This is a genomic window from Brevundimonas sp. Root1423, from assembly GCF_001426805.1.
On sequence record NZ_LMFL01000023.1, the window covers coordinates 438,165 to 460,763 of the forward strand.

Annotated in this window: 22 protein-coding genes; 17 read left to right on the forward strand and 5 right to left on the reverse strand. The window is 69.9% G+C overall.

Annotation, left to right across the window (positions count from 1 at the left end; all coding sequences use genetic code 11):
• Window positions 1-33 precede the first annotated feature (33 nt).
• The 6 genes from ASD25_RS15450 to ASD25_RS15475 all read left to right on the forward strand — a co-directional run bounded on the left by ASD25_RS15450 (window position 34) and on the right by ASD25_RS15475 (window position 6,498).
• A complete protein-coding gene (locus ASD25_RS15450; RefSeq protein WP_056618490.1) occupies window positions 34-2,046 on the forward strand; it encodes a TonB-dependent receptor in 2,013 nt (670 codons plus the stop codon).
• Between the two features lie 53 nt (window positions 2,047-2,099).
• Window positions 2,100-2,747, forward strand: a complete 648-nt coding sequence (locus ASD25_RS15455; protein ID WP_056619203.1) for a PepSY-associated TM helix domain-containing protein — start codon at window positions 2,100-2,102, stop codon at window positions 2,745-2,747.
• Between the two features lie 7 nt (window positions 2,748-2,754).
• Complete coding sequence (locus tag ASD25_RS15460) at window positions 2,755-3,261, forward strand: DUF2271 domain-containing protein (RefSeq protein WP_056618493.1); 507 nt, start codon at window positions 2,755-2,757, stop codon at window positions 3,259-3,261.
• 11 nt (window positions 3,262-3,272) lie between these two features.
• The gene (locus ASD25_RS15465) at window positions 3,273-4,067 is read left to right on the forward strand and encodes a DUF4198 domain-containing protein (protein WP_056618496.1); all 795 of its coding nucleotides are present in this window, start codon (window positions 3,273-3,275) and stop codon (window positions 4,065-4,067) included.
• Window positions 4,068-4,195: 128 nt separating this feature from the next.
• Window positions 4,196-5,134, forward strand: a complete 939-nt coding sequence (locus ASD25_RS15470; RefSeq protein ID WP_235562748.1) for an FAD:protein FMN transferase — start codon at window positions 4,196-4,198, stop codon at window positions 5,132-5,134.
• On the forward strand, window positions 5,131-6,498 hold the full coding sequence (locus ASD25_RS15475) for a sulfite reductase subunit alpha (RefSeq protein ID WP_056618502.1): 1,368 nt from the start codon (window positions 5,131-5,133) through the stop codon (window positions 6,496-6,498). The genes ASD25_RS15470 and ASD25_RS15475 overlap by 4 nt, the downstream gene beginning before the upstream one ends.
• A gap of 147 nt (window positions 6,499-6,645) precedes the next feature.
• Here ASD25_RS15475 and ASD25_RS15480 read toward each other — a convergent pair whose 3' ends face one another.
• The 4 genes from ASD25_RS15480 to ASD25_RS15495 form a co-directional block, all read right to left on the reverse strand.
• Entirely contained in the window at window positions 6,646-7,323 is a 678-nt protein-coding gene (locus ASD25_RS15480; RefSeq protein WP_056618505.1) for a Fe2+-dependent dioxygenase, read from the reverse strand.
• 113 nt (window positions 7,324-7,436) lie between these two features.
• On the reverse strand, window positions 7,437-9,746 hold the full coding sequence (locus ASD25_RS15485) for a TonB-dependent siderophore receptor (protein WP_056618508.1): 2,310 nt from the start codon (window positions 9,744-9,746) through the stop codon (window positions 7,437-7,439).
• Between the two features lie 105 nt (window positions 9,747-9,851).
• Entirely contained in the window at window positions 9,852-10,361 is a 510-nt protein-coding gene (locus ASD25_RS15490; protein WP_082572449.1) for a group 1 truncated hemoglobin, read from the reverse strand.
• Window positions 10,361-11,245, reverse strand: coding sequence for a DUF3034 family protein (locus tag ASD25_RS15495; RefSeq protein ID WP_082572451.1), 885 nt, complete (start codon window positions 11,243-11,245; stop codon window positions 10,361-10,363). The genes ASD25_RS15490 and ASD25_RS15495 overlap by 1 nt, the downstream gene beginning before the upstream one ends.
• A gap of 239 nt (window positions 11,246-11,484) precedes the next feature.
• Here ASD25_RS15495 and ASD25_RS15500 point away from each other — a divergent pair, with 239 nt between their 5' ends.
• The gene (locus ASD25_RS15500) at window positions 11,485-12,033 is read left to right on the forward strand and encodes a methylamine utilization protein (RefSeq protein WP_235562749.1); all 549 of its coding nucleotides are present in this window, start codon (window positions 11,485-11,487) and stop codon (window positions 12,031-12,033) included.
• Window positions 12,030-14,303, forward strand: coding sequence for a bifunctional diguanylate cyclase/phosphodiesterase (locus tag ASD25_RS15505; RefSeq protein WP_056618514.1), 2,274 nt, complete (start codon window positions 12,030-12,032; stop codon window positions 14,301-14,303). The genes ASD25_RS15500 and ASD25_RS15505 overlap by 4 nt, the downstream gene beginning before the upstream one ends.
• On the opposite strand, the gene ASD25_RS15510 is transcribed toward ASD25_RS15505, so the two are convergent.
• The gene (locus ASD25_RS15510; RefSeq protein WP_056618517.1) at window positions 14,300-15,523 is read right to left on the reverse strand and encodes an NAD(P)/FAD-dependent oxidoreductase; all 1,224 of its coding nucleotides are present in this window, start codon (window positions 15,521-15,523) and stop codon (window positions 14,300-14,302) included. The two genes, ASD25_RS15505 and ASD25_RS15510, sit on opposite strands and share 4 nt — an antisense overlap.
• Before the next feature lie 204 nt (window positions 15,524-15,727).
• Between ASD25_RS15510 and ASD25_RS15515 the strand changes: the two genes are divergently transcribed.
• From ASD25_RS15515 to hisIE, 9 genes are read left to right on the forward strand one after another with little or no spacing between them, the layout of a single operon-like run.
• Entirely contained in the window at window positions 15,728-15,871 is a 144-nt protein-coding gene (locus ASD25_RS15515; protein WP_156389337.1) for a hypothetical protein, read from the forward strand.
• Window positions 15,872-15,913: 42 nt separating this feature from the next.
• Window positions 15,914-16,228, forward strand: a complete 315-nt coding sequence (locus ASD25_RS15520) for a YerC/YecD family TrpR-related protein (RefSeq protein ID WP_056618523.1) — start codon at window positions 15,914-15,916, stop codon at window positions 16,226-16,228.
• 10 nt (window positions 16,229-16,238) lie between these two features.
• Window positions 16,239-17,120, forward strand: coding sequence for an ATP phosphoribosyltransferase (gene hisG, locus ASD25_RS15525; RefSeq protein ID WP_056618526.1), 882 nt, complete (start codon window positions 16,239-16,241; stop codon window positions 17,118-17,120).
• Complete coding sequence (gene hisD / locus ASD25_RS15530) at window positions 17,120-18,427, forward strand: histidinol dehydrogenase (protein ID WP_056618530.1); 1,308 nt, start codon at window positions 17,120-17,122, stop codon at window positions 18,425-18,427. The genes hisG and hisD overlap by 1 nt, the downstream gene beginning before the upstream one ends.
• Entirely contained in the window at window positions 18,424-19,860 is a 1,437-nt protein-coding gene (hisB, locus tag ASD25_RS15535; protein ID WP_056618533.1) for an imidazoleglycerol-phosphate dehydratase HisB, read from the forward strand. Before hisD ends, hisB begins: the two co-directional genes overlap by 4 nt.
• Window positions 19,857-20,459: an imidazole glycerol phosphate synthase subunit HisH gene (gene hisH, locus ASD25_RS15540; RefSeq protein WP_056618536.1), complete on the forward strand. Its 603-nt coding sequence runs from the start codon at window positions 19,857-19,859 to the stop codon at window positions 20,457-20,459. The genes hisB and hisH overlap by 4 nt, the downstream gene beginning before the upstream one ends.
• Window positions 20,456-21,187 (forward strand): 1-(5-phosphoribosyl)-5-[(5-phosphoribosylamino)methylideneamino]imidazole-4-carboxamide isomerase, encoded by a 732-nt coding sequence (gene hisA / locus ASD25_RS15545; RefSeq protein WP_056618539.1) that lies wholly within the window; start codon window positions 20,456-20,458, stop codon window positions 21,185-21,187. The genes hisH and hisA overlap by 4 nt, the downstream gene beginning before the upstream one ends.
• A complete protein-coding gene (gene hisF, locus ASD25_RS15550) occupies window positions 21,184-21,951 on the forward strand; it encodes an imidazole glycerol phosphate synthase subunit HisF (RefSeq protein WP_056618542.1) in 768 nt (255 codons plus the stop codon). The genes hisA and hisF overlap by 4 nt, the downstream gene beginning before the upstream one ends.
• A complete protein-coding gene (gene hisIE, locus ASD25_RS15555) occupies window positions 21,948-22,586 on the forward strand; it encodes a bifunctional phosphoribosyl-AMP cyclohydrolase/phosphoribosyl-ATP diphosphatase HisIE (protein WP_056618545.1) in 639 nt (212 codons plus the stop codon). Before hisF ends, hisIE begins: the two co-directional genes overlap by 4 nt.
• Window positions 22,587-22,599 lie beyond the last annotated feature (13 nt).

Genomic DNA, 22,599 nt, shown 5'->3' on the forward strand with positions numbered 1-22,599 from the left:
ACCCGGCGGGGCCGTCTGGCCTAGGTGGGACACATGCAGATTCCGCCGCCGCCCCAGCTTCCCGATGTCGTGGTCACCAGCGCGCGGCTGCCGCCCTCAGGGGGAGAGGCGGCGTTTTCCGTCGTTCGTCTGGATGCGGACGATCTGCGCGCGCAACAGCGGCTGGATGAAGCCCTGGCGACCGTGCCGGCCGTGTCCCTGTTCCGGCGCAACTCCAGCCTGGCGGCCAATCCGACCACCCAGGGCATATCCCTGCGCGCCATCGCGCCGTCGGGCGCCGGGCGGACGCTGGTCACCCTCGATGGCGTCCCGATGAACGATCCATTCGGCGGCTGGGTGATCTGGTCCCAGGTTCCCACGGAAAGCCTGTCCGGCCTCGACATCGTCCGTGGATCGGGCGCGGGCCCGTATGGAGCCGGGGCCCTGACAGGCGTGATCTCCCTGCGCGAGCGCGACGCCGGCTCGGTACTGGACGCTTCCATCGCCGAACACGGCGGGGCGCGTCTGTCGGGTTCCGGCGCGACGACCGTCGGCCCGGTCCGGATCGTCGCCTCCGGCCTGTACGAAACCAGCGACGGCTACGTGCCCGTACGCGGCGCCTCGGCGGGGACCGCCGACACGCCGCTCGACCTCGACGTCCGCAGCGCCGCCCTGCGCGCGGACCTGCCCCTCGCCGCTGCGGTCCTCTCCCTTCGCGCCTCGACCTTCGAGGAGGATCGCGGTTCCGGTCTCGCCGGGGCCCGCGCGACCGCCAGCGGCTCCCTGCTCTCCGCCACGGCGGCCCTCCAGCCCCGCGCAGACCGCCCCGGCTGGCGGCTTCAGGCGTGGCGGCGCGAGAGCGATCTGGCCAATACCTCGGTCGCCGTCTCCGCCGACCGGGCGACGACCACCCCCGCCAACGACCAGTACGAAACCCCCGCCACCGGCTGGGGCGTCAACGCCGCCGTGCGCCGGATCGTCGTCACAGGCATCGCGCGGGTCGAATGGGAACTCGGCGCCGACGCCCGTTTCAACGAGGGCGAGACCCACGAACTGTTCCGTTACATGGCCGGCGCCTTCACCCGGGACCGCGTGGCCGGAGGTGAAACCTCGGTCGCCGGCGTCTACGCCGAGGGCGCATGGGACAGCGGGCCGTGGCTGGTCGCAGGCGGCCTGCGCTACGACGGCTGGCGCAACGAAAACGGCCGCCGGCTCGAACGCGACCTCGCCACCGGCCTGCCGACGCTCGATGAGACCGACCCCAATCGCTCGGGCGAGGTGGTCAGCGCCCGCCTCGCCGCGCGCCGCGATATCGCGGGCGGGCAGGCCCTGCGCCTCGCCGCCTACACCGGCTTCCGGCCCGCGACCCTGAACGAGCTGCACCGCCCCTTCCGCGTCGGCAACGACCTGACCGAGGCCAATGCGGCGCTGGAGCCCGAACGCCTGACCGGCGTCGAGACAGGCTGGGCCTGGACCAGTGACCGCGCCTCCCTGACCGCGACGGCCTTCTGGAACCGGATCGAGGACGCCGTCGTCAATGTGACCATCGGGCAGGGACCCGCGACCTTCCCCCGCGCCGGCTTCGTGCCCTTGGGCGGGGTGCTACGCCAACGACAGAACGCCGGAACCATCGAGGCGACCGGCGTCGAGCTGGACGGCCGGTTTGACCTGACCGACACCCTGTCCCTGCGCGCGGCCCTCTCCGCCACCGACGCCCGTGTCGACGGCGGTATACAGGCGCCGCAACTGACCGGCCTGCGTCCGGCCCAGGCCCCGATCTGGAGCGCCGTCGCCGGCGCCGACTGGCGGCCGATGGACCGGCTCAGCCTCGCCGCCGACCTGCGCTGGGAGAGCCGCCGCTTCGAGGATGACCTGAACAGCCGCGTCCTTGAGGCCGCCGGCACGGTCGACCTGCGCGCCGAATGGGCGATGACCCCGTCCGCCGCCCTCTGGCTCGCCGCCGACAATCTGTTCGACGCCGAGATCGAGACCGCCGAGACCGGAACAGGGGTCGCCAGCTTCGGCCCGCCCCGCACCCTGTCGATCGGCGTCAGACTGTCGCGCTGACTTCGCGGCCTGAAGCCATTGCAAATCGTTCGCAACTTCGGCACAAGCCGGTGGTGACTGACGCCGCCCCCGCAAAGCCCAAGCCGGCCCTGAACGCCAAGCGGTCGTTCTGGCTGAAGCAACTTCACCAGTGGCACTGGATTTCGGCCGCCGTCAGCCTGATCGGCCTGTTGTTGTTCGCGATCACGGGGATCACCCTCAACCACGCCGCCCAGATCCCGGCGACCCCGGCGACTGTCGAACAGACCGGCCAGCTGCCCGCGCCCCTGCTGGCGCGTCTGGCCGAACTGCCCGAGGAAACCACCGACCCCGTTCCCGCCGCCGTCGCGCGCTGGGCGTCGGAGACCTTCAAGGTCCAGGTCGACGGCCGCGCGACCGAGACCACCGCCGACGAGGTCTACATCTCCCTGCCCGAGCCCGGCGGCGACGGCTGGCTGACCATCGACCGCGCCACCGGGGAAGCCCTGCGCGAACGCACCACGCGCGGCGCGATCGCCTGGCTGAACGACCTGCATAAGGGCCGCAACACCGGACCGGTCTGGTACTGGTTCATCGACGTCTTCGCCGCCGCCTGCATCGTCTTCGCCGTCACCGGCTTCGGCCTGACCTGGCTGCACGCCCGCCAGCGACCCTCGACCTGGCCCCTGCTTGGCCTTGGTCTGTTGATACCCGCCGTCATCGCCCTTCTGTTCATTCACTGAGTAACCGATGCGCCAGCTTCCCCTGATCCTCACCGCCACAGCCGCCGCCGCCGTCGCGGGCCCCGCCCTGGCCGCCGACATCACGGTGTCCGTGGAGGTGCCGCGCCTGTCGGTCGCCGCCTATCACCGCCCCTATGTCGCCGTCTGGATTGAGCGCCCCGACAACACCCCCGTGCGCACCGTCGCCGTCTGGTACGAGGTCTCCAACGTCGCCGAGGGCAAGGACTGGCTCAAGGACATGCGCACCTGGTGGCGGCGCGGCGGCCGCTCGCTGAGCCTGCCCATGGACGGCGTCTCCAGCGCGACCAAGGCCCCGGGCCGTCACGCCGTCAGGATCCCCGCCGCCCGCCTGCGCGACATGCCCGCCGGCGACTACGTCATGGTCGTCGAGGCGGCCCGCGAACTGGGCGGCCGTGAAGCCGTCCGCGTGCCCTTCCGCTGGGGCGCCGCCAACACCGCCCGCGGCGCGGGCTCCACCGAACTGGGCGCCGTCAGCGTCGCCGTCACCCGCTAAGGAACCGAACCATGAAGAAGCGCATCGCCCTGCTGGCCGCCCTCGCCGCCTTCGCCCTGCCGATGTCGGCCCAGGCCCACCGGGCCTGGCTGGCCCCGACCTCGACCGTCCTGTCGGGCACGGACGCCTGGGTCGGCTTCGACGCCGGCATGTCGAACGGGGTGTTCATCGCCGACCACGCCGCCATGAACATGGCCGGTCTTGTCATCACCGCCCCGGACGGTTCGAGCGCCGCCCCGGTCAACGCCATGACCGGCAAATACCGCTCGACCTTCGACCTGCACCTGACCCAGGCCGGCACCTGGCGGATCGCCAACGTCTCGGGCGGCGTCATGGTCACGTACAAACAGGGCGGCGAGGCCAAACGCTGGCGCGGCGCCGAGGCCGACATGGCCGCCAACATTCCGGCCGACGCCACCGACGTGGTCGCCACCCGCTCGAACAGCCGCACCGAAACCTTCGTAACCCTGGGCGAGCCCTCGGCCATCACCGCGACCGGCCAGGGCATCGAACTGCTGCCCGTCACCCATCCCAACGATCTGGCGGCGGGCGAGGCGGCGACCTTCAAACTGGTCCGCGACGGCCAGCCGGCCGCTGATCTGGAAGTGACCATCGCCCGCGGCGGCACGCGCTATCGCGACAATCCGGAAGAGATGACGGTCCGCACGGGCGCCGACGGCTCCTTCACCGTCACCTGGCCCGAGCCCGGCATGTACTGGATAAACGCCTCGGTGCGCACGCCCGCCTCGGGTTCGCAGATGGCCTCCAGCGCCGCCTACAACGGCGCCGTGGAAGTCCTGCCCTGACCGGAACACCGCCCGACTCCCGCGCCGCCCCGCCGCCGATCACCATCGGCGAGGCGGCAGCGCAGCCGGAGAACCGCGTCCTGATTCCGGTCCACGGCCGGACGCCCGAACTGCCGACGTCCGACCTGTTGTGGGACTTCGCCGGCGAGAGCATGGGGACCGGCTGGGCCGTCCGGCTGGTCCCGCCGCCGGGGCCCTCGCGCGCCCTCTTCCAGAGCGCGATCGAGGAAGAACTGGCGGCGATCGTCGCCCTGTTCAGTCACTGGGACCCGACCTCGGAACTGGCCCGGTTCAACGCCGCGCCGGCCGGGTTCTGGGCGGTGTCCGAGCCGTTCTGGACCCTGCTGAACACCGCGCTGGATCTGGCCGACGACACCAACGGCTCCGTTGACCCGACGCTGGGCGCGCTCGTCGACCTGTGGGGCTTCGGCCCTCCGGGGCCCCGCCCGGATGCGCCAACCGATGAAGACATCGCTGCGGCTCTCACCGTCAGCGGCTGGGGCGCCCTGCGCCTGAACCGCGAAGCCCGCGCCATCCAGCAGCCGGGCGGCTTGAAGCTGGACCTGTCCGGCATCGCCAAGGGCCACGCCGTCGACAAGGTTTCCGAACGCCTGACCGCCATGGGCGCCGTCCACCATCTGGTCGAGATCGGCGGCGAGCTGCGCGGCGCCGGGGTCAAGCCTGGCGGTCATCCGTGGTGGGTCGAGCTGCAACAGGCGCCCGGAACCCCGGCGCCCCGTACCGCCGCCGCCCTGTTCGACATGGCCGTCGCCACCTCGGGCGACTGGGTCCGCCGGTTCGAGAGTCAGGGCCGGACGTACAGCCACACCATCGACGGCCACACAGGCCGACCGATCGACAACGGCGTCGCCTCGGTGACCGTGCTGGCCGACACCGCCCTGTACGCCGACGCCATGGCGACCGCCCTCACGGTCATGGGTCCTGAGGAAGGTCCGGCGTACGCCGAGGCCCTGAACATCGCCGCCGCCTTCGTCATCCGCACCGGGACCGGGTCGATCGAGATCGTCTCCCCGGCCTTCGCCGCCATGGCCGCCGAGGGCGCGTGACCGCCGATCCCGAACGCTGGCTGTGGACGGCCGTCGCCGTGGGCCTGTGGCTGCTTGTGGTCGCCGCCGTCGCCTGGAGCCGCGCCCGCGCCCGTCGCGCCGCCACGGAACGCGCCGGTGCGCTCGCCTCCGGCGCCGACGCCGTCACGGTCGCCTTCGCCAGCCAGACCGGGCTCGCCGAGGAACTGGCCTGGATGACGGCGCGCAGCCTGTCCGACGCCGGGACCGGCGCCCGCGTCGTGCCGCTGGGCGAGCTGGACGCCGCGGCGCTCAGCCAGGCGGGCCGCCTGCTGATCGTCGCCTCCACCACCGGCGAGGGCGACGCCCCCGACGGCGTATCCCGCTTCATGCGCCAGACCATGAGCGCGCCCGCCGATCTGTCGAGCCTGAGCTACGGTCTGCTGGCGCTGGGCGACCGCACCTATGCCGACTTCTGCGGCTTCGGCCGCGCGCTGGACGGCTGGCTGCAGCGCTCGGGCGCCGAGCCCCTGTTCGACCGCGTCGAGGTCGACAACGGCGACGCCGGCGCCATCCGGCACTGGCAGCATCAGCTGGGCCTGCTGACCGGCTCGACGATCCAGGCGGACTGGACGCCGCCCGCCTACGACCGCTGGACCTTGGTCGAGCGCCGCCATCTCAATCCGGGCAGCCCCGGCGGCGAGGCCTGGCTGCTGGGCTTTGCACCCGCGGGCCACGACCCGGTCTGGACCGCCGGCGACATCGCCGAGATCGGCCTGCCGCCCGCCGCCGACGGAAGCGACCCGGGCAGCCGTGAATACTCCGTCGCCTCCCTGCCCTCCGATGGTCGCGCCGATTTCATCGTCCGCCGCATGACCCGGCCGGACGGCTCGCCGGGCCTCGCCTCAGGCTGGCTGACGCACGATCTCGCCCTCGGTGCTGATGTCGACATGCGCATCCGCGCCAACCGCAGCTTCCATGGGCCGGCGGCCGGGACGCCGCTGATCCTGATCGGCAACGGCACCGGTCTGGCGGGTCTGCGCGCCCACTGGAAGGCCCGCGCGGGTCGGTCCCACGGCGGCGCCTGGCTGATGTTCGGCGAGCGCACCCGCACCCATGACGCCTTCCTCGACGACGAGCTTCAGACGGCCCTCAGGACCCGCGACCTGACCCGCCTCGACCGCGTCTTCTCGCGCGACGCCGCCGACGGTCGCTATGTGCAGGCGCTGATCGCCGAGCACTCCGATACGCTGAGGGACTGGGTCGACCGCGGCGCGGCCATCCTCGTCTGCGGCAGTCTGGAAGGCATGTCGAAGGGGGTTCAGGCGGCGCTGACCGACGCGCTGGGCGCCGAACGTCTGGCGGAACTGACCGAAACGGGCCGCTACCGCCGGGATGTCTACTAGCGATTCCGCTCATCCCGGCGAAAGCCGGGACCCAGACCTGTCCAGCGTAACGCCGGCGCTTCAGGACAAGTGATTGATCTCAACTGCAAGACCGCTCACCCGAAGCACTGGGTCCCGGCTTTCGCCGGGATGCACGGATGGGTTTGTTCAAGCCTCGGCCCAGCGCCGCAGCAGGTTGTGATAGACCGCCGTCAGCTCCAGCACCGCCGCATCCTGCGGCCCCTTGTCGGCGCTGACCCGCTGGATGGCCACGTCCAGCCGGAACAGGGTCTCGCGGTCCGCGTCGTCGCGCACCAGACTCTGGATCCAGAAGAAGCTCGAGACCCGCGCCCCGCGCGTCACCGGCGTGACGCTATGCAGACTCTTGGACGGATACAGCACCATGTCCCCGGCCGGCAGTTTGACGCTCTGCGGGCCGTACATCTCCTCGATGACCAGTTCGCCGCCGTCGTAGTCGTCGGGCTCGGACAGGAAGAGCGTCGCCGACAGGTCGCTGCGGATGCGGATAGCGCCCCGCTGGCGGATGGCGTTGTCGACGTGCAGGCCGAACCGCTCGCCGCCCTCATAGCGATTGAACAGCGGCGGAAAGACCGTATGCGGCAGGGCCGCAGACACGAACATCGGATTGGCGTTCAGCGCCTGCCGGATCAGCGCCCCGACATCCAGCGCCTCGGCGCAGTCCTCGGGCAGCTGGCGGTTGACCTTGGCCCCCGCCGACTGGTGGCCCGAGGTGACGTTCCCGTCCACCCATGGCCCCGCGTCCAGACGCGCGCGCAAGGCCGCGACCTCGTCCTTGGTGAAGACGCCTGGAATATGCAGCAGCATGCACCGCCTCCTTGGGTCGCGCCGGAAATGCCGGACGCGGAAAAACCCGGGTCAGGCCATCGGGGAGACGCCTGAACCCGGGTTCTACGCTAATCGGCCCTCGGGCGAATGGCCTAGTAGCGCAGATTCAGCGTCAGGATGGCCTGACGGGCCGGCGCCACATCGGCGTGGTGCACGCCGTTGGTGCGCATGATGTATTCCTCGTCCGTCGCGTTTTGCACGTTCAGCTGCAGCGAGGCCGTGTCGGTCAGGTCATACGAGGCGAACAGGTCCACGCGGGTGTATTCCGGCGCATAGATGCGGTTGGCCCCGCCCCCTGCGCCGCCCTGGTTGCCGCCGAAGCTGTCGGAGACATAGTAGACGCCGCCGCCCAGGCTGAGGGCCCGCGTCACGCGATAGGTCGAGAACAGGCTGAAGGTGTGCTCGGGCGTATTGGCCAGCGGATCGCCGACGTTGACGTTGTTGTAGGCGCCCGAGACCAGCTCGCTGTCCATCCAGGTATATCCGCCGAACACCTGCCACTGACGGGTGATGTTGCCGGACACGCCCAGTTCGATCCCCTTCACCTCGGCCTCGCCGGCCTGCTCATAGACGCCGGGCGCGGTCTGGATCTGGGCGTTCTCGCGCTTCAGCATGAAGGCGGCCGCCGACAGGGCCAGGCGGTCGTTGAACAGATTGGCCTTGGCGCCGATTTCGAAATTGGTCGACTCTTCCGGGTCCAGCACCGTCGTCACCAGATTGCCGGTTCCCGTGCCGCCCGAGGCGTTCTGGTCGCCCGCCGACAGCGTGGGCGGGGTCGAGGCCGTGGCGAACGATGCATAGACGCTGGAGTTGGCGGTCGGCTTGTAGACCAGCCCGATCTGGTAGTTGACGAAGTCCCACTGGCGCTCCGGCAGGACGACAATGCCCGGCGTAGCCGCGGCCTGGCCGTTCAGGGTCCAGACGCCGTTCGCCTGCGTCCCGGTCAGATTTGCGCCGTTGACCGTATACTGGTCCCAGCGGACGCCGAGGTTCAGGATCAGGCTTGAGGTAAGGCTGATGCTGTCCAGCGCATAGACGCCGACCGTGTCGGTGACGTTCTTGCTGATCGGCCCGCGATTGATGACGCCCGCCCAGGAATCGTCCGTGTTCGGCGCATAGACGCGGGTGCAGTCGCCGGCGCCGAGGTTGGCGAGGTTCGCCGCCGACATCACGAACCCGACCGGACAGGCCGAGCCCGCCGTGGTGAAGGTCGAATACGAGGCGTTGCTGTTCTTCTCGGTGGCCAACTCCAGCCCGAGGTCGAACTCATGGCCGATCCCGCCCGTCGTGAACGAACCGCGCAGGTCGGTGACGTTGGCGACTGTCGTAACCGGGTTCCAGCGCGACTTGGTGGCGCGCTTCATCCACCATTCGCCGCCGATCAGCTGGGCCGCGCCGCCGTCGCCGGGGTTGGTGACGATGTAGTCGTTCAGCGTCTCGGAATAACGGCTGACGTTCCGCAGGATCAGGTTCTCGCTGAAGGCATGCTCGAAATCGAAGGTGAAGGTGTCGACCGTATTGGTCAGAAAGTCCCTGTCCTTGAGCCCGTAGAAGCTGTTGTACGGCACATCCAGAATGCCGCTGTCCGTCGTGCGCACGCCGGTCTTGGTGAACAGCGGGATGCCGTAGTCGGGCATCTGGTTCGACGTCAGGTGATAGTAGCTGAAGGTCCCGGTCGTGGACGTGCCCAGACCCGCGGCCAGCGAAAGCCCGAGGCCCCATTTGTCATAGTCGACCGTATCGCGGCCGGGCACGGCGCCCTCCGAGCCCATCAGGTTGATGCGCAGGCCGGCCGTCTCGCCCAAATGCCAGTTCTGGTCGACCGTGGCGCGCAGATAGCCGTCGGTTCCGGCGCCGAGGCCGAAGCGGGTGAAGTCGGTCAGTCGCGGAGACTTGGAGCCCAGATTGATGCTCCCGCCGCCCGAGCCGCGGCCCGAATGGACGCTGTCGGGACCCTTGATGACCTCGACCTGTTCGAGGTTGAACACCTCGCGCTGCTGGCCGCCGCTGTCGCGAATGCCGTCGACGAAGACGTTGTTGCCGGAGGACTGACCGCGGATGAAAGGCCGGTCAGCCAGCGGCTGGCCGCCTTCGCCGGCGCCGAAGGTGATGCCCGGCGAGGTGCGCAGGATGTCCTGCAGCGAGGTCGCCGCCGTCTGTTCAATGATCTGCTGCGGAATGATGGTGATCGACCGCGGGGTGTCGACCAGCGGCGCCACGAACTCGGGGCTGGTCGGCTCGCGCTTAACGGGGCGACCGTCGACCGTGATGGTCTCCAGCGTCGTCGCTTCCTGCGGCTCTCCGTCAGGCCCCGGCTCGGCCAGAGCGGGACCGGCCATCAGCATTCCGGCGGCGCTGGAGGCGAACAGAAGGGCGCGAAGGGCGTCAGCGCGGGAGGTCATAGGGTCAGTCCGGGGAGGCTGGAGTTGCGATCAGGTCGCAATATCAGCTTTGCCGGACGACGCAATGAGAATTGCGAATAAGTCGCAATATTGTTCCGTGTGGTCCTAGCGGGTGACGATATCCCGCCGCATCGGCGCCAGTTTGGCCAGGAACCGGTTCTGGATGTGGAACGCCACCCCTTCGGCCGCCATGGCGTTCTGGAGATGCTCGACCAACGCCCCCATGTCCGCCGGCTGCAGACCCAGATCGTCGTGCGCGTCGACCATGGACCGGCCCGTGTAGCCGCAGTCGCCGCCCAGCACGTAGCAGAACTGCTCCTTGATGGTCCGCCGCAGCCTGACCATGTCGGTCGCGACGAAGATGCCGGCCGTGCGCGGATCCGCTTTCGCCTGATCCAGCATGCTGTCGACGATCCGGTCGATACCCGGCTGCCCGTGGAAGGCCTCGAACATCGCCGTGCCCGTGAAGGGAGTCGCGCCGGCATTGGCGTCGGCGACGGCATAGGCGTCGACGGCTTCCTCGCCGGGGTGGTGGGCCGGATCCTGCGCTGCGGCCGCGCCGGCGGCGAACAGCGAGCCGGCCAGAACGGCGGTGAATACGGATCGGTTGATCATCAGAAGCCCGCCTGCAGGGAAATATAGACGCCGCGCTGGTCGTCGAAGGTGGCGATGGAGCCCAGGTCGGCCCAGGCCGCCGTCACGGACAAATGCTTGTTGACGGCGTAGGCGGCATAGACGTCGAACCAGTCGTCTTCCGACGCGAACGACAGATTGTCCGGCTTGGTCCGGTATTCGGCGCCCACGACCAGATTACGGCTCAACAGCCAGCCGACCGACCCTTCGAACTGGGCCTCGCGGTCGTCATTGGCGTCGCCGCCGAAGCCGAGGAGGCCCGTCTGGTTGGCGTTTGTGTACCGCACCGTTCCCGACACCAGTACGCTCTGCGCCAGGAACAGCTTCGTCGCCGCGACATAGAACTCCGTACCTTGATCGTCCTGCCCGCCGACGGCCGTGATGATCGCGCCCTGATCGTTCTGCTTGTGCTGAACGCCGACAGCGATCTGCGGCATCCACCGGTCCTGATCATAGACGGCGTCGCCCGTCAGCCTGACCTTCGCCCCGATGACGTCCTGGGTGAAGGTAAAGCCCTGACCCAGCCCCAGCAGGGCGCCCGTGTCGCCGGTGTCGAACTCCTGCCGCGCCGCTGACAGCTCGACCCGGTCCCACAGACCGATCGCGACGCCCGCCGTGCGAAACTGATAGTCGGGCAGGTCGATGAAGGTGGCGTGGGCGTTGCCCCCGACGCCGTCTTCCTCGCCATAGCCGGTGACCGTGGCCCAGGTCGCGATGCCGCCCCCGCCTGACCCTTCGATCGTCGAAACGCCGCCGGTCAGCAGCAGTTTCCCGCCGCTGCGGGCGTCCGGAATGAAGGACTGGGCGTGGGCGCCCCCGGCCGCAGCCGAGAGCAACAGCGTCAGTGCGATGGCTCTTCGGTTCACTTTAGGGTCTCCAGCTGCGGATACCGGCGATACGAAATCGTGGTTAAGCAGGAGTAAAGGCGACCTAGCTTGACTGTAAGCGCCACGGCGAAAAGCGGACTAACGGTGAGTAATTCCGCAGAGAATTATGATTTACCTCGATTTCATCTTGGTTTCGTACAAGCGGACGGATGCGTTTCCTCCTCGCTCTCCTTATTGCGCTTTCGTACACAGCTCCGGCCCTTGCCGGAGACCTGACGGTGAGCGTGCGCGACGCGGCAGGACGGCCTGTCCGGGACGCTGTGGTGACCGTGCATCCCGCCGCCGGCGTGCCTCGTGGACCTATCCGTTTCCCCTGGGCGCTGCGCGTCGCCCAGCAGGACGTCCAGTTCCAGCCCTATGTCCTGATCGCGCCCGTCGGTGGGACCGTCGCCTTTCCCAATCTCGATCGGGTCCGGCACCACGTCTATTCCTTCTCGCGCGGGGCCCGTTTCGAACTTGAGCTGTACGGCCGCGACGAGACCCGCAGCCATGTCTTCGCCAACGCCGGCGTCGCCGCCCTCGGCTGCAACATCCACGATCAGATGCTGGCCTACATCAAGGTCGTCGACACGCCCTGGGCGATGAAGACCGACTCCACCGGCGACGCGGTTCTGCGCGGCGTCCCCGCGGGCGGGGCTACCCTGCGCGTCTGGCATCCGCGTCTCGCGGGCCGCGGCAACGAGATATCCCAGACCCTGACCGTCGCCGCCGCTGCGGGGCGCCGCACAGTCTCGGGCGACTTCAGCGCACGGGCGGCCGCGCGATGAAACTGTTCGGGCTGGTCCAGCGCCTGCTGACCTTCCGCAATCTGCGGACCCGCCTGACCCTGCTCTACATGGGGCTCTTCGGCCTCGCCCTGATCTTCAGCGCCGTCGCCGTCGTCACCGCCGTCACCAGCAGCGCGCGCCATATGGTTCGCGACGAGATGACATCAGCCGGCGCCGTCTACGGCCAGCTGTGGGAGGCCCGGTCCGCCCAGTTGCGTCAGGGCGCGGCTGTTCTGGCCCAGGACTACGGCTTCCGCGAAGCGGTCGCCACGGACGACGCGCCCACGGTGCGGTCGGCGCTGGACAATCTGCGCGCTCGTCAGGGCGTCGACGGCGCCCTGATCCTCGGCGTCGACGGCTATGCCACATCGACAGGCGTCACCCCGGACGAAGCCGCCCTGGACGCCCTGTTCAAGGGTCTCGATTCCGGCGGACTGGAAAGCGGCGTCCTGACCATCGGCGGTCAGCCGTTCCAGGTCGTCGCCGCCCCCGTCAACGCGCCGGTCCTGATCGGATGGGTGGTCTTCGCCGAACGCCTTGACGCCGTGCAGATGCGCAATCTGGAGCGCCTCTCGGCCATCCCCCTGTCGGCCGCCGTCGTTCTGAACCCGTCTCAGGCTTCGATGGGTCAGCCTGTCACCGTCGAGACCGGCGAGGGTCCGTCGATGCAGCTGGCGCACGCCCTGCCGAGTTTCGACCCGACCGCCCGGGCGGCCCTGGTGCTGACCTATCCGCTGCACCGGGCCATGAAGGCTTACGATTCCCTGTTCCTGTGGCTGACCGCGATCGGCGCCGCCGGCCTGGCCCTGCTCATGGGCGGCACCTGGATTCTCTCGCGCGGCCTGACCAAACCCATCACCGCCCTGGACGCGGCCGTCCATCGTCTGCAGCAGGGCGAATACGTCGAGGCCCCCGTCACCTCGGCGGATGAGATCGGTCGTCTCGCCACCAGCTTCAACGTGATGATCGGCGACCTGAAGGACCGCGAGGCCCGGCTGACACACATGGCCCTGCACGATCAGGAGACGGGCCTGCCCAACCGCCTGTCGCTTGAACGCCAGGCCGGCGGCCACGCCGACGCCTGGGTGGTCCTGTTCGGCGTCGACCGCTTCGAGGTCGTCCGCAACGCCATCGGCTATGACTCCATGGGCCGGCTGCTCGCCGTGCTCGGCGCCCGGCTGTCGGCCCTCGCCGACGGCGCTCCCATGGCCCGGGTTGGCGCGGGCGCGCTCGGGCTGGTGATCATCGCAAAAAACAAGGCTGAAGCGCTGGAGGCCGCCGAGCATCTGGCCGCCGCGGCGCAGGCGCCGATCAACGTCAACGGCGCACCGGTCGACATCGCCCTGACTGCCGGCGTGGCGGGTCACGGCGCGGCCGGGTCCGACCTGACCTCGCCCGTCGACCGGGCCGCCATCGCCCTCGATCAGGCCCGCGCCGCACGGCGCACGGCCGGCGCCTTCGACGAGGTCGCCTACGGCGATCCCGCCGGCAATCTGTCGCTGATCTCTGAACTGATGACTGCGCTCGCCGACGGCGAGGTCTCCCTGGCCTATCAGCCGAAATACGATTTCCGGGCCCAGGGGATCACCGGCGTCGAGGCCCTGATGCGCTGGACGCATCCGCGTCGGGGCGCCGTCTCGCCTGACCTGTTCATCGGCATGGCCGAGGAGACGGGCCACATCCGCCCCCTGACCGAATGGGCCATCCGCCGCGCCATCGAGGACCAGAAGACCATGGCCGCCGCCGGCCACGTCCTGACCGTCTCCGTCAACATCTCGGGCCGCCTGCTGTCCGACGAAAGCTTCGCCGACTTCGCCGTCAACGAGGTCGCGACCTCGGGAGCCGATCTCTGTTTCGAGATCACCGAGACGGCCGTGATGGACAATCCCGAGATGGCGCTGCGCATCGTCGACCGGTTCGCCGACGCCGGCATATCCGTCTCGCTGGACGACTACGGCTCGGGCCTGTCGTCCCTGGCCTATCTGAAGCGGATCCGCGCCGACGAGCTGAAGATCGACAAGAGCTTCATCCTCGGTCTCGATAACTCGGCCCGCGACGGCCTGCTGGTGAAATCCACCATCGACCTGGCCCACGGCCTCGGCCTCAAGGTCACGGCCGAAGGCGTCGAGACCCCGACCGCCCTGGCGCTGCTGCGCGGCATGGGTTGCGATCTGGCCCAGGGCTATCTGATCGGCCGGCCCGTCGCGATGACGGCCCTGCTGGACCGGCTGGCCGCCCCCGCCGAAGAGCCCAGGGCCGCGATCCGCTAGCCGGCGGCGACCATCTTCATCGACACCGACAGATCGGCCAGCTTCGCCGCGTCGACCGGCGTCGCCTTGCCGATCATCATCCGCCCGGCCATGAATTCCGCCGGCGCGTTGACGGCCTCGACGCACAGGATCCTGTCGCCTTGCAGATGGAAGACGGCGAACGAGGCGCCATCGCCAATCACGCCTGGATCGCCACGCACGACCTGACGGTCCGCGCCGTCCGGCAGGCCGGCGATCTGAAGCTTGAGGTCGTACTGGTCCGACCAGAACCACGGAACCTCGGGCGTCGGCGCCGCGCGCCCGACGATCGCGGACGCCGCCTGTTTCGCCTGTTCCAGCGCGTTCGGGACGCTCTCCAGCCGATGCCGCCGCCCGCCATGCACCGGAATGGGCCGGAAGGTCATATCGCCGACGGCCCAGATCGCCGGATCCGAGGTCTGTGCGTGCTCGTCCACCACCACGCCGTTGCCGCAGTCCAGACCGGCTGCGCGCGCGAGGTCGTCGGCGGCGAGCGCGCCCACGCCAACCAGCACCGCATCCGCCTCGATCAAGCGGCCGTCCGCCAGCCGGACCCCCGCGTCCTGGAACGCCGTCACCTCCGCTCCGGTCAGGATCTCGACGCCCTCGCTGCGATGACGGGCGGTGAAGAAGGTCGACAGCGCCTCTGACGCCACCCGCGCCAGCACCCGGTCCATCCGCTCGATCACGACGGCCTCGGCGCCCAGCGCCCGCGCCGAGGCCGCGGCCTCCAGCCCGACATAGCCGCCGCCGACGATGGCCAGCCGCCGCCCCGGCCCCAGCGCCGCCTTCAGCCGTTCCGCGTCGGCCAGCGTCCGCAACTCCATCAGTTCCGGCCGGTCCGCCCCCGGAATGGCCAGCCGCCGCGCTGTCGAACCCGTCGCCAGGATCAGGGCGTCATACGGCTCGACCGTTCCATCGGCGAAGGCCACCGTCCGCGCCGCCCGATCGATCCCGGTCGCCGTCACGCCGGTCCTCAGTTCGATCGCGTGTTCCGCATAGAAGCTCTCGGGGCGCAGCAGCAGCGCCTCCAGATCCGCCTCGCCCTTCAGCCAGGCCTTGGACAGGGGCGGGCGCTGGTAGGGCGCCGCCGGTTCCTCGCCCGCCAGAACGATCGGCCCCTCATGGCCATATTGGCGCAGCAACGCCGCCGCCGTGCCGCCCGCGTGTCCCGCGCCGATGATGAGCACCCTGTTCGCCATTCAGGCCCTGTATCCGGTTTTCCGCGTGGCCGCAGCCGCCTCTGGTCCGGGGTACGAAAAACACACCCGTCCGAAAACCCCGACTCTTCGGGAAACCTGTAGCCGGCCGCGTGGTTATGACGGGTACCCGACATTCATGGGGCAGTCGCCTCCCCGGTTCCTATGAAGATATCTCCCGAGTCCCCCTCCTTCTCCGAAGAGGATTTGGATACCGCGGCGGAAACGCTGAAATGGCAGGCCGCCTCCGCCCGCGCCGCCGGCGCCAAACACCGCGCCCGCCTCATCGACCAGCTCGGGTCGCAGGAGTCCGAAGCCCCGTCAGACGAGGACGCCGCCTCCCCTGCGTGATCCGCTTGACTGTTCCAATGTTACAGCCTAGTGGAACGGTCAATGACCGACAAACCCTCCAGCAAGGCGCTAGCCAAAGCCGCGAAGGATCGCATCGCCCTCTATGACGCGCTGCTTTCGCTGCAGTCGCGCGAGGAGCTCGACGCCTTCCTCGCCGATCTCTGCACGCCGTCCGAACTGCGCGCCTTCGCAGAGCGCTGGGCGGTCGCCCGTCTCCTCGATGCCGGCGGCAAATCCTATCGCGAGATCGCCGTCGAGGCGGACGCCAGCCCCACCACAGTCGTGCGCGTTGCGCGGTTCCTCAAAGAGATGCCGCACCAAGGCTATCGCCTCGTCCTCGACCGCATCAAATCCTGAGTAGAAAAACATGAGTACCGTCCAGGGCCGGCTGCGCATCGCCGTGCAGAAATCCGGCCGCCTGTCCGACCGCAGCCTCGACCTCGTCCGCGACGCCGGCCTGCGCGTGGTGAAGGGGAACAACGACCTGCTGTACCGGGTCGAAAACTATCCCATCGACCTGCTGCGCGTGCGTGATGACGACATCCCGACCTTCGTCGCCGACGGCGTCTGCGACCTCGGCATCGTCGGCGAGAACGTGCTGGAAGAGGTGCGCAACGGCGGCCCCGTGGCCGAAGTCCTGATGCCGCTCGGCTTCGGCCGCTGCACGCTGAAGATCGCGACGCCGCCCACCCTGGCCTACGACGGTCCGTCGTCGCTGGCCGGCCTGCGCATCGCCACCTCCTATCCGAAGATTCTGCGCCGGTTTCTCGATGCGCAGGGCGTCCAGGCCGACATCGTCACCATGCGCGGCGCCGTCGAGGTGGCCCCGCGCCTGAAACTGGCCTCGGCCATCTGCGACCTCGTCTCGACGGGGGCGACGCTCGAAGCCAACGGCCTCGGCGCGAAGGAGACCGTTCTCGAAAGCCAGGCGGTGCTGATCAAGTCGCCCGTCGCGCCCGAGCCCGGCCTGCAGCACCTGCTGGACAGCATCATCGAGCGCATGGCCGGCGTCGTTTCCTCGCAGGGCGCCAAATACGTGATGCTGAACGCGCCCCGCTCCGCGCTGGCCGAGATCACCGCCATCCTGCCCGGCGCCGGCGCCCCGACCGTCATGCCCCTGTCGGGCCGCGACGACGCCGTCGCCGTCCACGCCGTCTGTCAGGAGGCCGTCTTCTGGGAGACCCTCGAACGGCTCAAGGCCGCTGGCGCCTCGGCCATCCTCGTCCTGCCCATCGAGAAGATGATGTAATGAAGCGTTTCGACTGGAACACGCTGGACGCCGCCGGCCGCGCCGCCGCCCTCGCCCGCCCGCGCCGGCGCACCGAGGCCCGCGTCACTGATACAGTCCGCGAAATCCTCGAGGACGTGGCTGCGCGCGGCGGCCAGGCCGTGACCGACTGGAGCGTCAAACTGGACGGCGCCCCGCCCCGCCGCATCGTCCTGACATCCGACGTGGTCGCCTCCGCCCGCGACCAGTTGCGTCCCGCCGACACCCGCTCCATCCGCATCGCCGCCGAGAACGTCCGCATCTTCCACGAGGCCACCCGTCCCGAGGACTCCGACTGGGTCGAGATCACCCCCGGCGTCCGCTCGCGTCTGGTCTGGCGGCCGCTGCGATCGGCGGGCCTGTACGTGCCCGGAGGCTCGGCGCCCCTGTTCTCCTCCCTGCTGATGATGGCCATTCCCGCCGCCGTCGCGGGCGTCGGGCGCCGCGTCGTCGTCACCCCGCCATCGAAGTCGGGCGAACCTCACCCCGCCATGATCTACGCCGCCGCCGAAGCCGGCCTCGACGCCCTCTGGCTGATCGGCGGTGCCCAGGCCGTCGCCGCCCTGACCTTCGGCGCCGAGCTGGACGACGGCGTCATCGAACCCTGCGACAAGCTGTTCGGCCCGGGCAACGCATGGGTGGCCGAGGCGAAGAAACAGGCCGCCGCCCGCCCCGGCGGCCCCGCCGTCGACATGCCCGCGGGCCCGTCCGAACTTCTGGTCATCGCCGACCGCCGCGCCGACCCCGTGCTGGCCGCCGCCGACCTGCTCAGCCAGGCGGAGCACGACGCCGACGCCCAGGTCATGCTGGTCTGCGACAGCGAGCGGATGATCGACGAGATCCTGGCCGAGGTGGAGGAACAACTGCCCTCCCTGCCGCGCGCCGACATCGCCCGCGCCTCGCTGGCCGAGGGCCGCGCCATCCGCGTTGCCGACCTCGACACCGCCTGCGCCGTCGCCAACGCCTATGCCCCCGAACACCTCGCCCTTCAGACCGAGGACGCCGATGATCGCGTGGCGAAGATCACCGCCGCCGGCGCGGTCTTTCTCGGCGCCTTCGCGGCCGAGACGCTGGGCGACTACGCCGCGGGTCCCAGCCACGTCCTGCCCACCGACGGCGCCGCCCGCACCCTGGGCGGCCTGTCCACCGCCAGCTTCATGACCTCCATGTCGGTCCAGAGCGTCTCTGAAACTGGGGCTGCAGAACTGGCCCCCATCGCCGCCCGCCTCGCCCGGCTGGAGGGCCTCGAGGCCCACGCCCGCGCCGCCGATCTGAGGACAGGCGAATGAACAACCTGCCCGCCCCGTTCGCCCCGCTCGTCGCCGGCGGCGACGGCCTCGACCGCTATCCCGCCGAGCCCCGCGCCCTCGCCGCCCGCATGGCCGAGGTCTATGGCGTCCCCGCCGACAGCGTCCTGCCCGTCCGCGGTCTGACCCACGGCCTCGAATTGGTCTTCCGCCTCGCCGCCCGCGACGGTCAGGCCGTTGAAGCGCCTGAGGCCGAGCCGTACCGGACCCTGCGCGCGCTCTACGCCGCACCGCCCGCGGACGCGTCCGTGGCCGCCGTCGTCCTGCGCGCCCTCGGCTCGCCGGAAGCGGTATCCGAGATGGCCGAACGCATCGCGCCCGCCCTGCTGGTCGTCGACGAGGGTCTGGCCGAGTTCGCCGACGCTCCCTCCGCCGCGACCGTCATCGGCGACCACGCAAACCTCATCGTCCTGCGCAGCCTGTCGCTGGCCTACGGCCTCGCCGGCGCCCGCGTCGGCGCCGCGCTCGGCCAACCCGGAACCCTCGCCCGCCTCTCCGCCGTGCTCGAACCCTGGGCCGTGCCCGAGGTGTCGGTGCGCCTTGCCCTTCAGGCGCTCGATCCGTCGCGGATGATGGAAAGCGGCGAACGTCTCGCCGCCGTCCGGAGCGAGCGGGAGCGGCTGATCAAGGCCTTGTCCCGCGAGATGGCAGTCGAACCCGGATTCGGCCCCGTCATCATGGCGCGTCCCGCCGACCCGGACGCTGTCGTCGCCGCCCTCGCCCGGCTGGGCGTCGCCTCCGAGCGCGCGGGCGAACGCATCCGGCTGCCGGTGTCGGCCAAGGCCCAGGTCAACGATCGTCTGTTGGCCGCGCTCGGTCTCGGCTCCGCATCGAGCCGTCCGCACCGCACGGGACAGGCCGTCCGCGACACGAAGGAAACCCGCATCGTCTGCGCCGTCGATCTCGACGCGACCGGCCCGGTCTCCATCGCCACCGGCGTCGGCTTCTTCGACCACATGCTGGAGCAGGTCGCGACCCACGGCGGCTTCTCGCTGCGGCTCGCCTGTGAGGGCGACCTGCACACCGACCCGCACCACACCATCGAGGACTCCGCCATCGCCCTCGGTCAGGCGCTGAAACAGGCGCTCGGCGACCGCAAGGGCATCGCCCGCTACGGCTTTACCCTGCCCATGGACGAGGCCAACGCCTCGGTGTCCATCGACCTGTCGGGCCGCCCCTATCCGGTGTTTGAGGGGGCCTTTTCGACGCCCTTCATCGGCGACTACCGCACCGACATGACCGCCCACGTCTTCCGCTCGCTGGCCGAGGCCATGGGCGCAGCGGTCCATGTCTCGGTCACCGGCGTCGACGACCACCACAAGACCGAAGCCGTCTACAAGGCCTTCGGTCGCGCCCTGCGTCAGGCCATCTGCATCGAGGGCGACGCCGTGCCGTCGACCAAGGGCGTGCTGTGACCGAAGTCACCGTCCTCGCCTACGGCGCCGGCAATGTCGCCTCGGTCCGGTTCGCGCTCGAGCGGCTCGGCGCGACCGTGCGGCTGACGGCCGACCCGGACGAGGTCGCCCAGGCCGAACGGCTGATCCTTCCCGGCGTCGGGGCAGCCGGATACGCCATGTCCCGCCTCCGAGACCTTGATCTGGTCGAGGCCGTCCGTGTTTTCCAACGCCCCCTCCTCGGCGTCTGCCTCGGGCAGCAGCTGCTGTTCGAGACCAGTGACGAGGGCGGCGGGACCGAACTTCTGGGCTTGATCCCGGGTCGCGTTACAGCCCTCACGCCCGGACCCGGCCTGCCGGTCCCGCACATGGGATGGTCGCGCCTGTCCCAAATCAGGGACGACCCGCTTCTGGAAGGCGTACCGGACCAGGCCTACGCCTATTTCGTGCATGGCTTCGTCTGTCCGGACGGTCCCGCGACCTTGGCCCGGGCTGACTATGGCGGGCCGGTTCCGGCGGTCGTCCGCCAAGGCAATCGCTGGGGCTGCCAGTTTCATCCGGAACGATCGGCGGCGGCCGGAGCTCGCATCCTGAAGAATTTTCTGGAGATGCCGGCATGATCGTCTACCCCGCCATCGATCTGCGTCAGGGCGCCTGCGTCCGCCTGATGCACGGCAAGTTCGATGAAGTGACCCGCTACGACGACCAGCCTGCCGTGCGCCTCGCCGCCTTCGCTGCGGATGGCGCCGCCTGGGCGCACATCGTCGATCTGGACGGCGCCGAGGCCGGTCGCGCCGTGCAGCACGCCCTGATCGGCGAACTGGCCGGCGCCATCGACATCCGCATCCAGTCCGGCGGCGGCGTCCGCTCCGCCGACGACGTGCAGGCCCTGCTGGACGCCGGCGTCGCCCGCGTCGTCGTCGGTTCTCTGGCCGTGTCCCAGCCCTGGGCCGTCGCCGACTGGCTGACCCGGTTCGGCGCCGACCGCGTCACCCTCGCCATCGACGTCAAGGCGGACGGCGACCGCTGGATTCCCGCCCTCAAGGGTTGGACCGAAGCCGCCGAGGTCGATCTGTGGGCGGCGCTGGATCGCTATCCGCCCGGCCTCGCCCGTCATCTGCTGGTCACCGACGTCGGTCGCGACGGTGCCCTGACAGGTCCCAATATCGAGCTGCTGGGCGAGATCGCCCGCCGCCGTCCCGACCTCAGGGTCCAGGCCTCCGGCGGCGTGTCTCAGCTCTCCGATCTGACCGCCGCCCGCGCCGCCGGCTGCGACGGCGTCATCGTCGGCCGTGCTCTCTACGAGAACCGCTTCACCGTCGCCGAAGCCCTGGCGGCGACCGCATGACCGCCCGCCGCATCATCCCCTGTCTCGACGTCAGGGACGGACGCGTGGTCAAGGGCGTCCGCTTCAAAGACCACACCGACATGGGCGACGCCTCGGAGCTGGCCGCCCGCTATCGCGATCAGGGCGCCGACGAACTGGTCTTCTACGACATCACCGCCAGCCCCGAGGGCCGCACCCTCGACTACGGCTGGGTGCGCGACATCGCCCGGCTGCTGGACATCCCCTTCAGCGTCGCCGGCGGCATCCGCTCGGTCGATCAGGCCGCGCGCTGCCTCGATCACGGGGCCGACAAGGTGTCGATCAACTCCCCCGCCCTCGAACGCCCTGCGCTGATCGGCGAAATGGCCGACCGCTTCGGCTCGCAATGCGTCGTCGTCGGCGTCGACTCGAAACGCACCGGCGACGATTGGCTGGTCCACCAGTACACCGGCGACCCGGACGCCAGCCGAGGCGCCGGCCGCCGCACCCTCGACTGGATCGTCGAGGCGCAAGCCCTCGGCGCCGGGGAGATCGTCCTCAACTGCATGGACGAGGACGGCGTCCGCCGCGGCTACGACATCGCCCAGCTGTCCGCCGCCCGCGAGCGCCTGACCATTCCGCTGGTCGCATCCGGCGGCGCCGGCGCGGCCTCCCACTTCCTCGACGTCTTCGAACAGGCCGACGTCTCGGGCGCCCTCGCCGCCAGCGTCTTCCACACCGGCAGCCTGGCCATTCCCGACCTCAAGGCCTTCCTGTCGGACGCCGGGCAGGAGATGAGACTGTGATCGACGCCACCGCACTCGATTTCGACAAGTCCGGCGGCCTGATCCCCGTCGTCGTCCAGGACGCCGCCACCCTGCAGGTCCTGACGCTCGCCTATATGGACCGCGCCGCCCTCGACGAGACGATCACCTCGAAGGAAGCGACCTTCTTCTCCCGTTCGCGCGGCGGCCGCTGGCGCAAGGGCGAGATCTCGGGCGACCGGCTGCATGTCGTCTCGATCACACCCGACTGCGATGGCGACGCCCTCGTCCTCAAGGTCCGCCCCGTCGGCAACGCCTGCCACCTGAACCGCATCAGCTGCTTCGGAGACGAGGACGCCCCGGGTCTCGGCCGCATCGCCCGTCTCGAGGCGACCATCGCCGCCCGCGCCGCCGCCGACCCCTCTGAAAGCTGGACCGCCCGCCTGCTCTCCGAAGGCCCCAAACGCGCCGCCCAGAAAGTCGGCGAGGAGGGCGTCGAGACCGCCCTCGCCGGCGCGGCGGGCCCCGATACGGAACTCGCATCCGAGGCCGCGGATTTGGTCTATCACCTGCTGGTGCTGCTGCGGGCCCGTAACATGGTGTTTCAGGACGTCCTCGACGTCTTGGCTCAGCGGGCGGAAGCGGCCAGACAAACTGACGGTCCGCCCGGGACCTGAACGAAGGAGAGCG

What these genes read in the sequence shown, in the direction of transcription:
- ASD25_RS15450 (WP_056618490.1), top strand. Translation starts at nt 34, where the DNA reads ATGCAGATTCCGCCGCCGCCCCAGCTTCCCGATGTCGTGGTCACCAGC.
- hisB (WP_056618533.1), top strand. Translation starts at nt 18,424, where the DNA reads ATGAACAACCTGCCCGCCCCGTTCGCCCCGCTCGTCGCCGGCGGCGAC.
- ASD25_RS15505 (WP_056618514.1), top strand. Translation starts at nt 12,030, where the DNA reads ATGAAACTGTTCGGGCTGGTCCAGCGCCTGCTGACCTTCCGCAATCTG.
- ASD25_RS15465 (WP_056618496.1), top strand. Translation starts at nt 3,273, where the DNA reads ATGAAGAAGCGCATCGCCCTGCTGGCCGCCCTCGCCGCCTTCGCCCTG.
- ASD25_RS15490 (WP_082572449.1), bottom strand. Translation starts at nt 10,361, where the DNA reads ATGATCAACCGATCCGTATTCACCGCCGTTCTGGCCGGCTCGCTGTTC.
- ASD25_RS15485 (WP_056618508.1), bottom strand. Translation starts at nt 9,746, where the DNA reads ATGACCTCCCGCGCTGACGCCCTTCGCGCCCTTCTGTTCGCCTCCAGC.
- ASD25_RS15480 (WP_056618505.1), bottom strand. Translation starts at nt 7,323, where the DNA reads ATGCTGCTGCATATTCCAGGCGTCTTCACCAAGGACGAGGTCGCGGCC.
- hisD (WP_056618530.1), top strand. Translation starts at nt 17,120, where the DNA reads ATGAAGCGTTTCGACTGGAACACGCTGGACGCCGCCGGCCGCGCCGCC.
- ASD25_RS15510 (WP_056618517.1), bottom strand. Translation starts at nt 15,523, where the DNA reads ATGGCGAACAGGGTGCTCATCATCGGCGCGGGACACGCGGGCGGCACG.
- ASD25_RS15460 (WP_056618493.1), top strand. Translation starts at nt 2,755, where the DNA reads ATGCGCCAGCTTCCCCTGATCCTCACCGCCACAGCCGCCGCCGCCGTC.
- hisA (WP_056618539.1), top strand. Translation starts at nt 20,456, where the DNA reads ATGATCGTCTACCCCGCCATCGATCTGCGTCAGGGCGCCTGCGTCCGC.
- hisF (WP_056618542.1), top strand. Translation starts at nt 21,184, where the DNA reads ATGACCGCCCGCCGCATCATCCCCTGTCTCGACGTCAGGGACGGACGC.
- hisG (WP_056618526.1), top strand. Translation starts at nt 16,239, where the DNA reads ATGAGTACCGTCCAGGGCCGGCTGCGCATCGCCGTGCAGAAATCCGGC.
- ASD25_RS15520 (WP_056618523.1), top strand. Translation starts at nt 15,914, where the DNA reads ATGACCGACAAACCCTCCAGCAAGGCGCTAGCCAAAGCCGCGAAGGAT.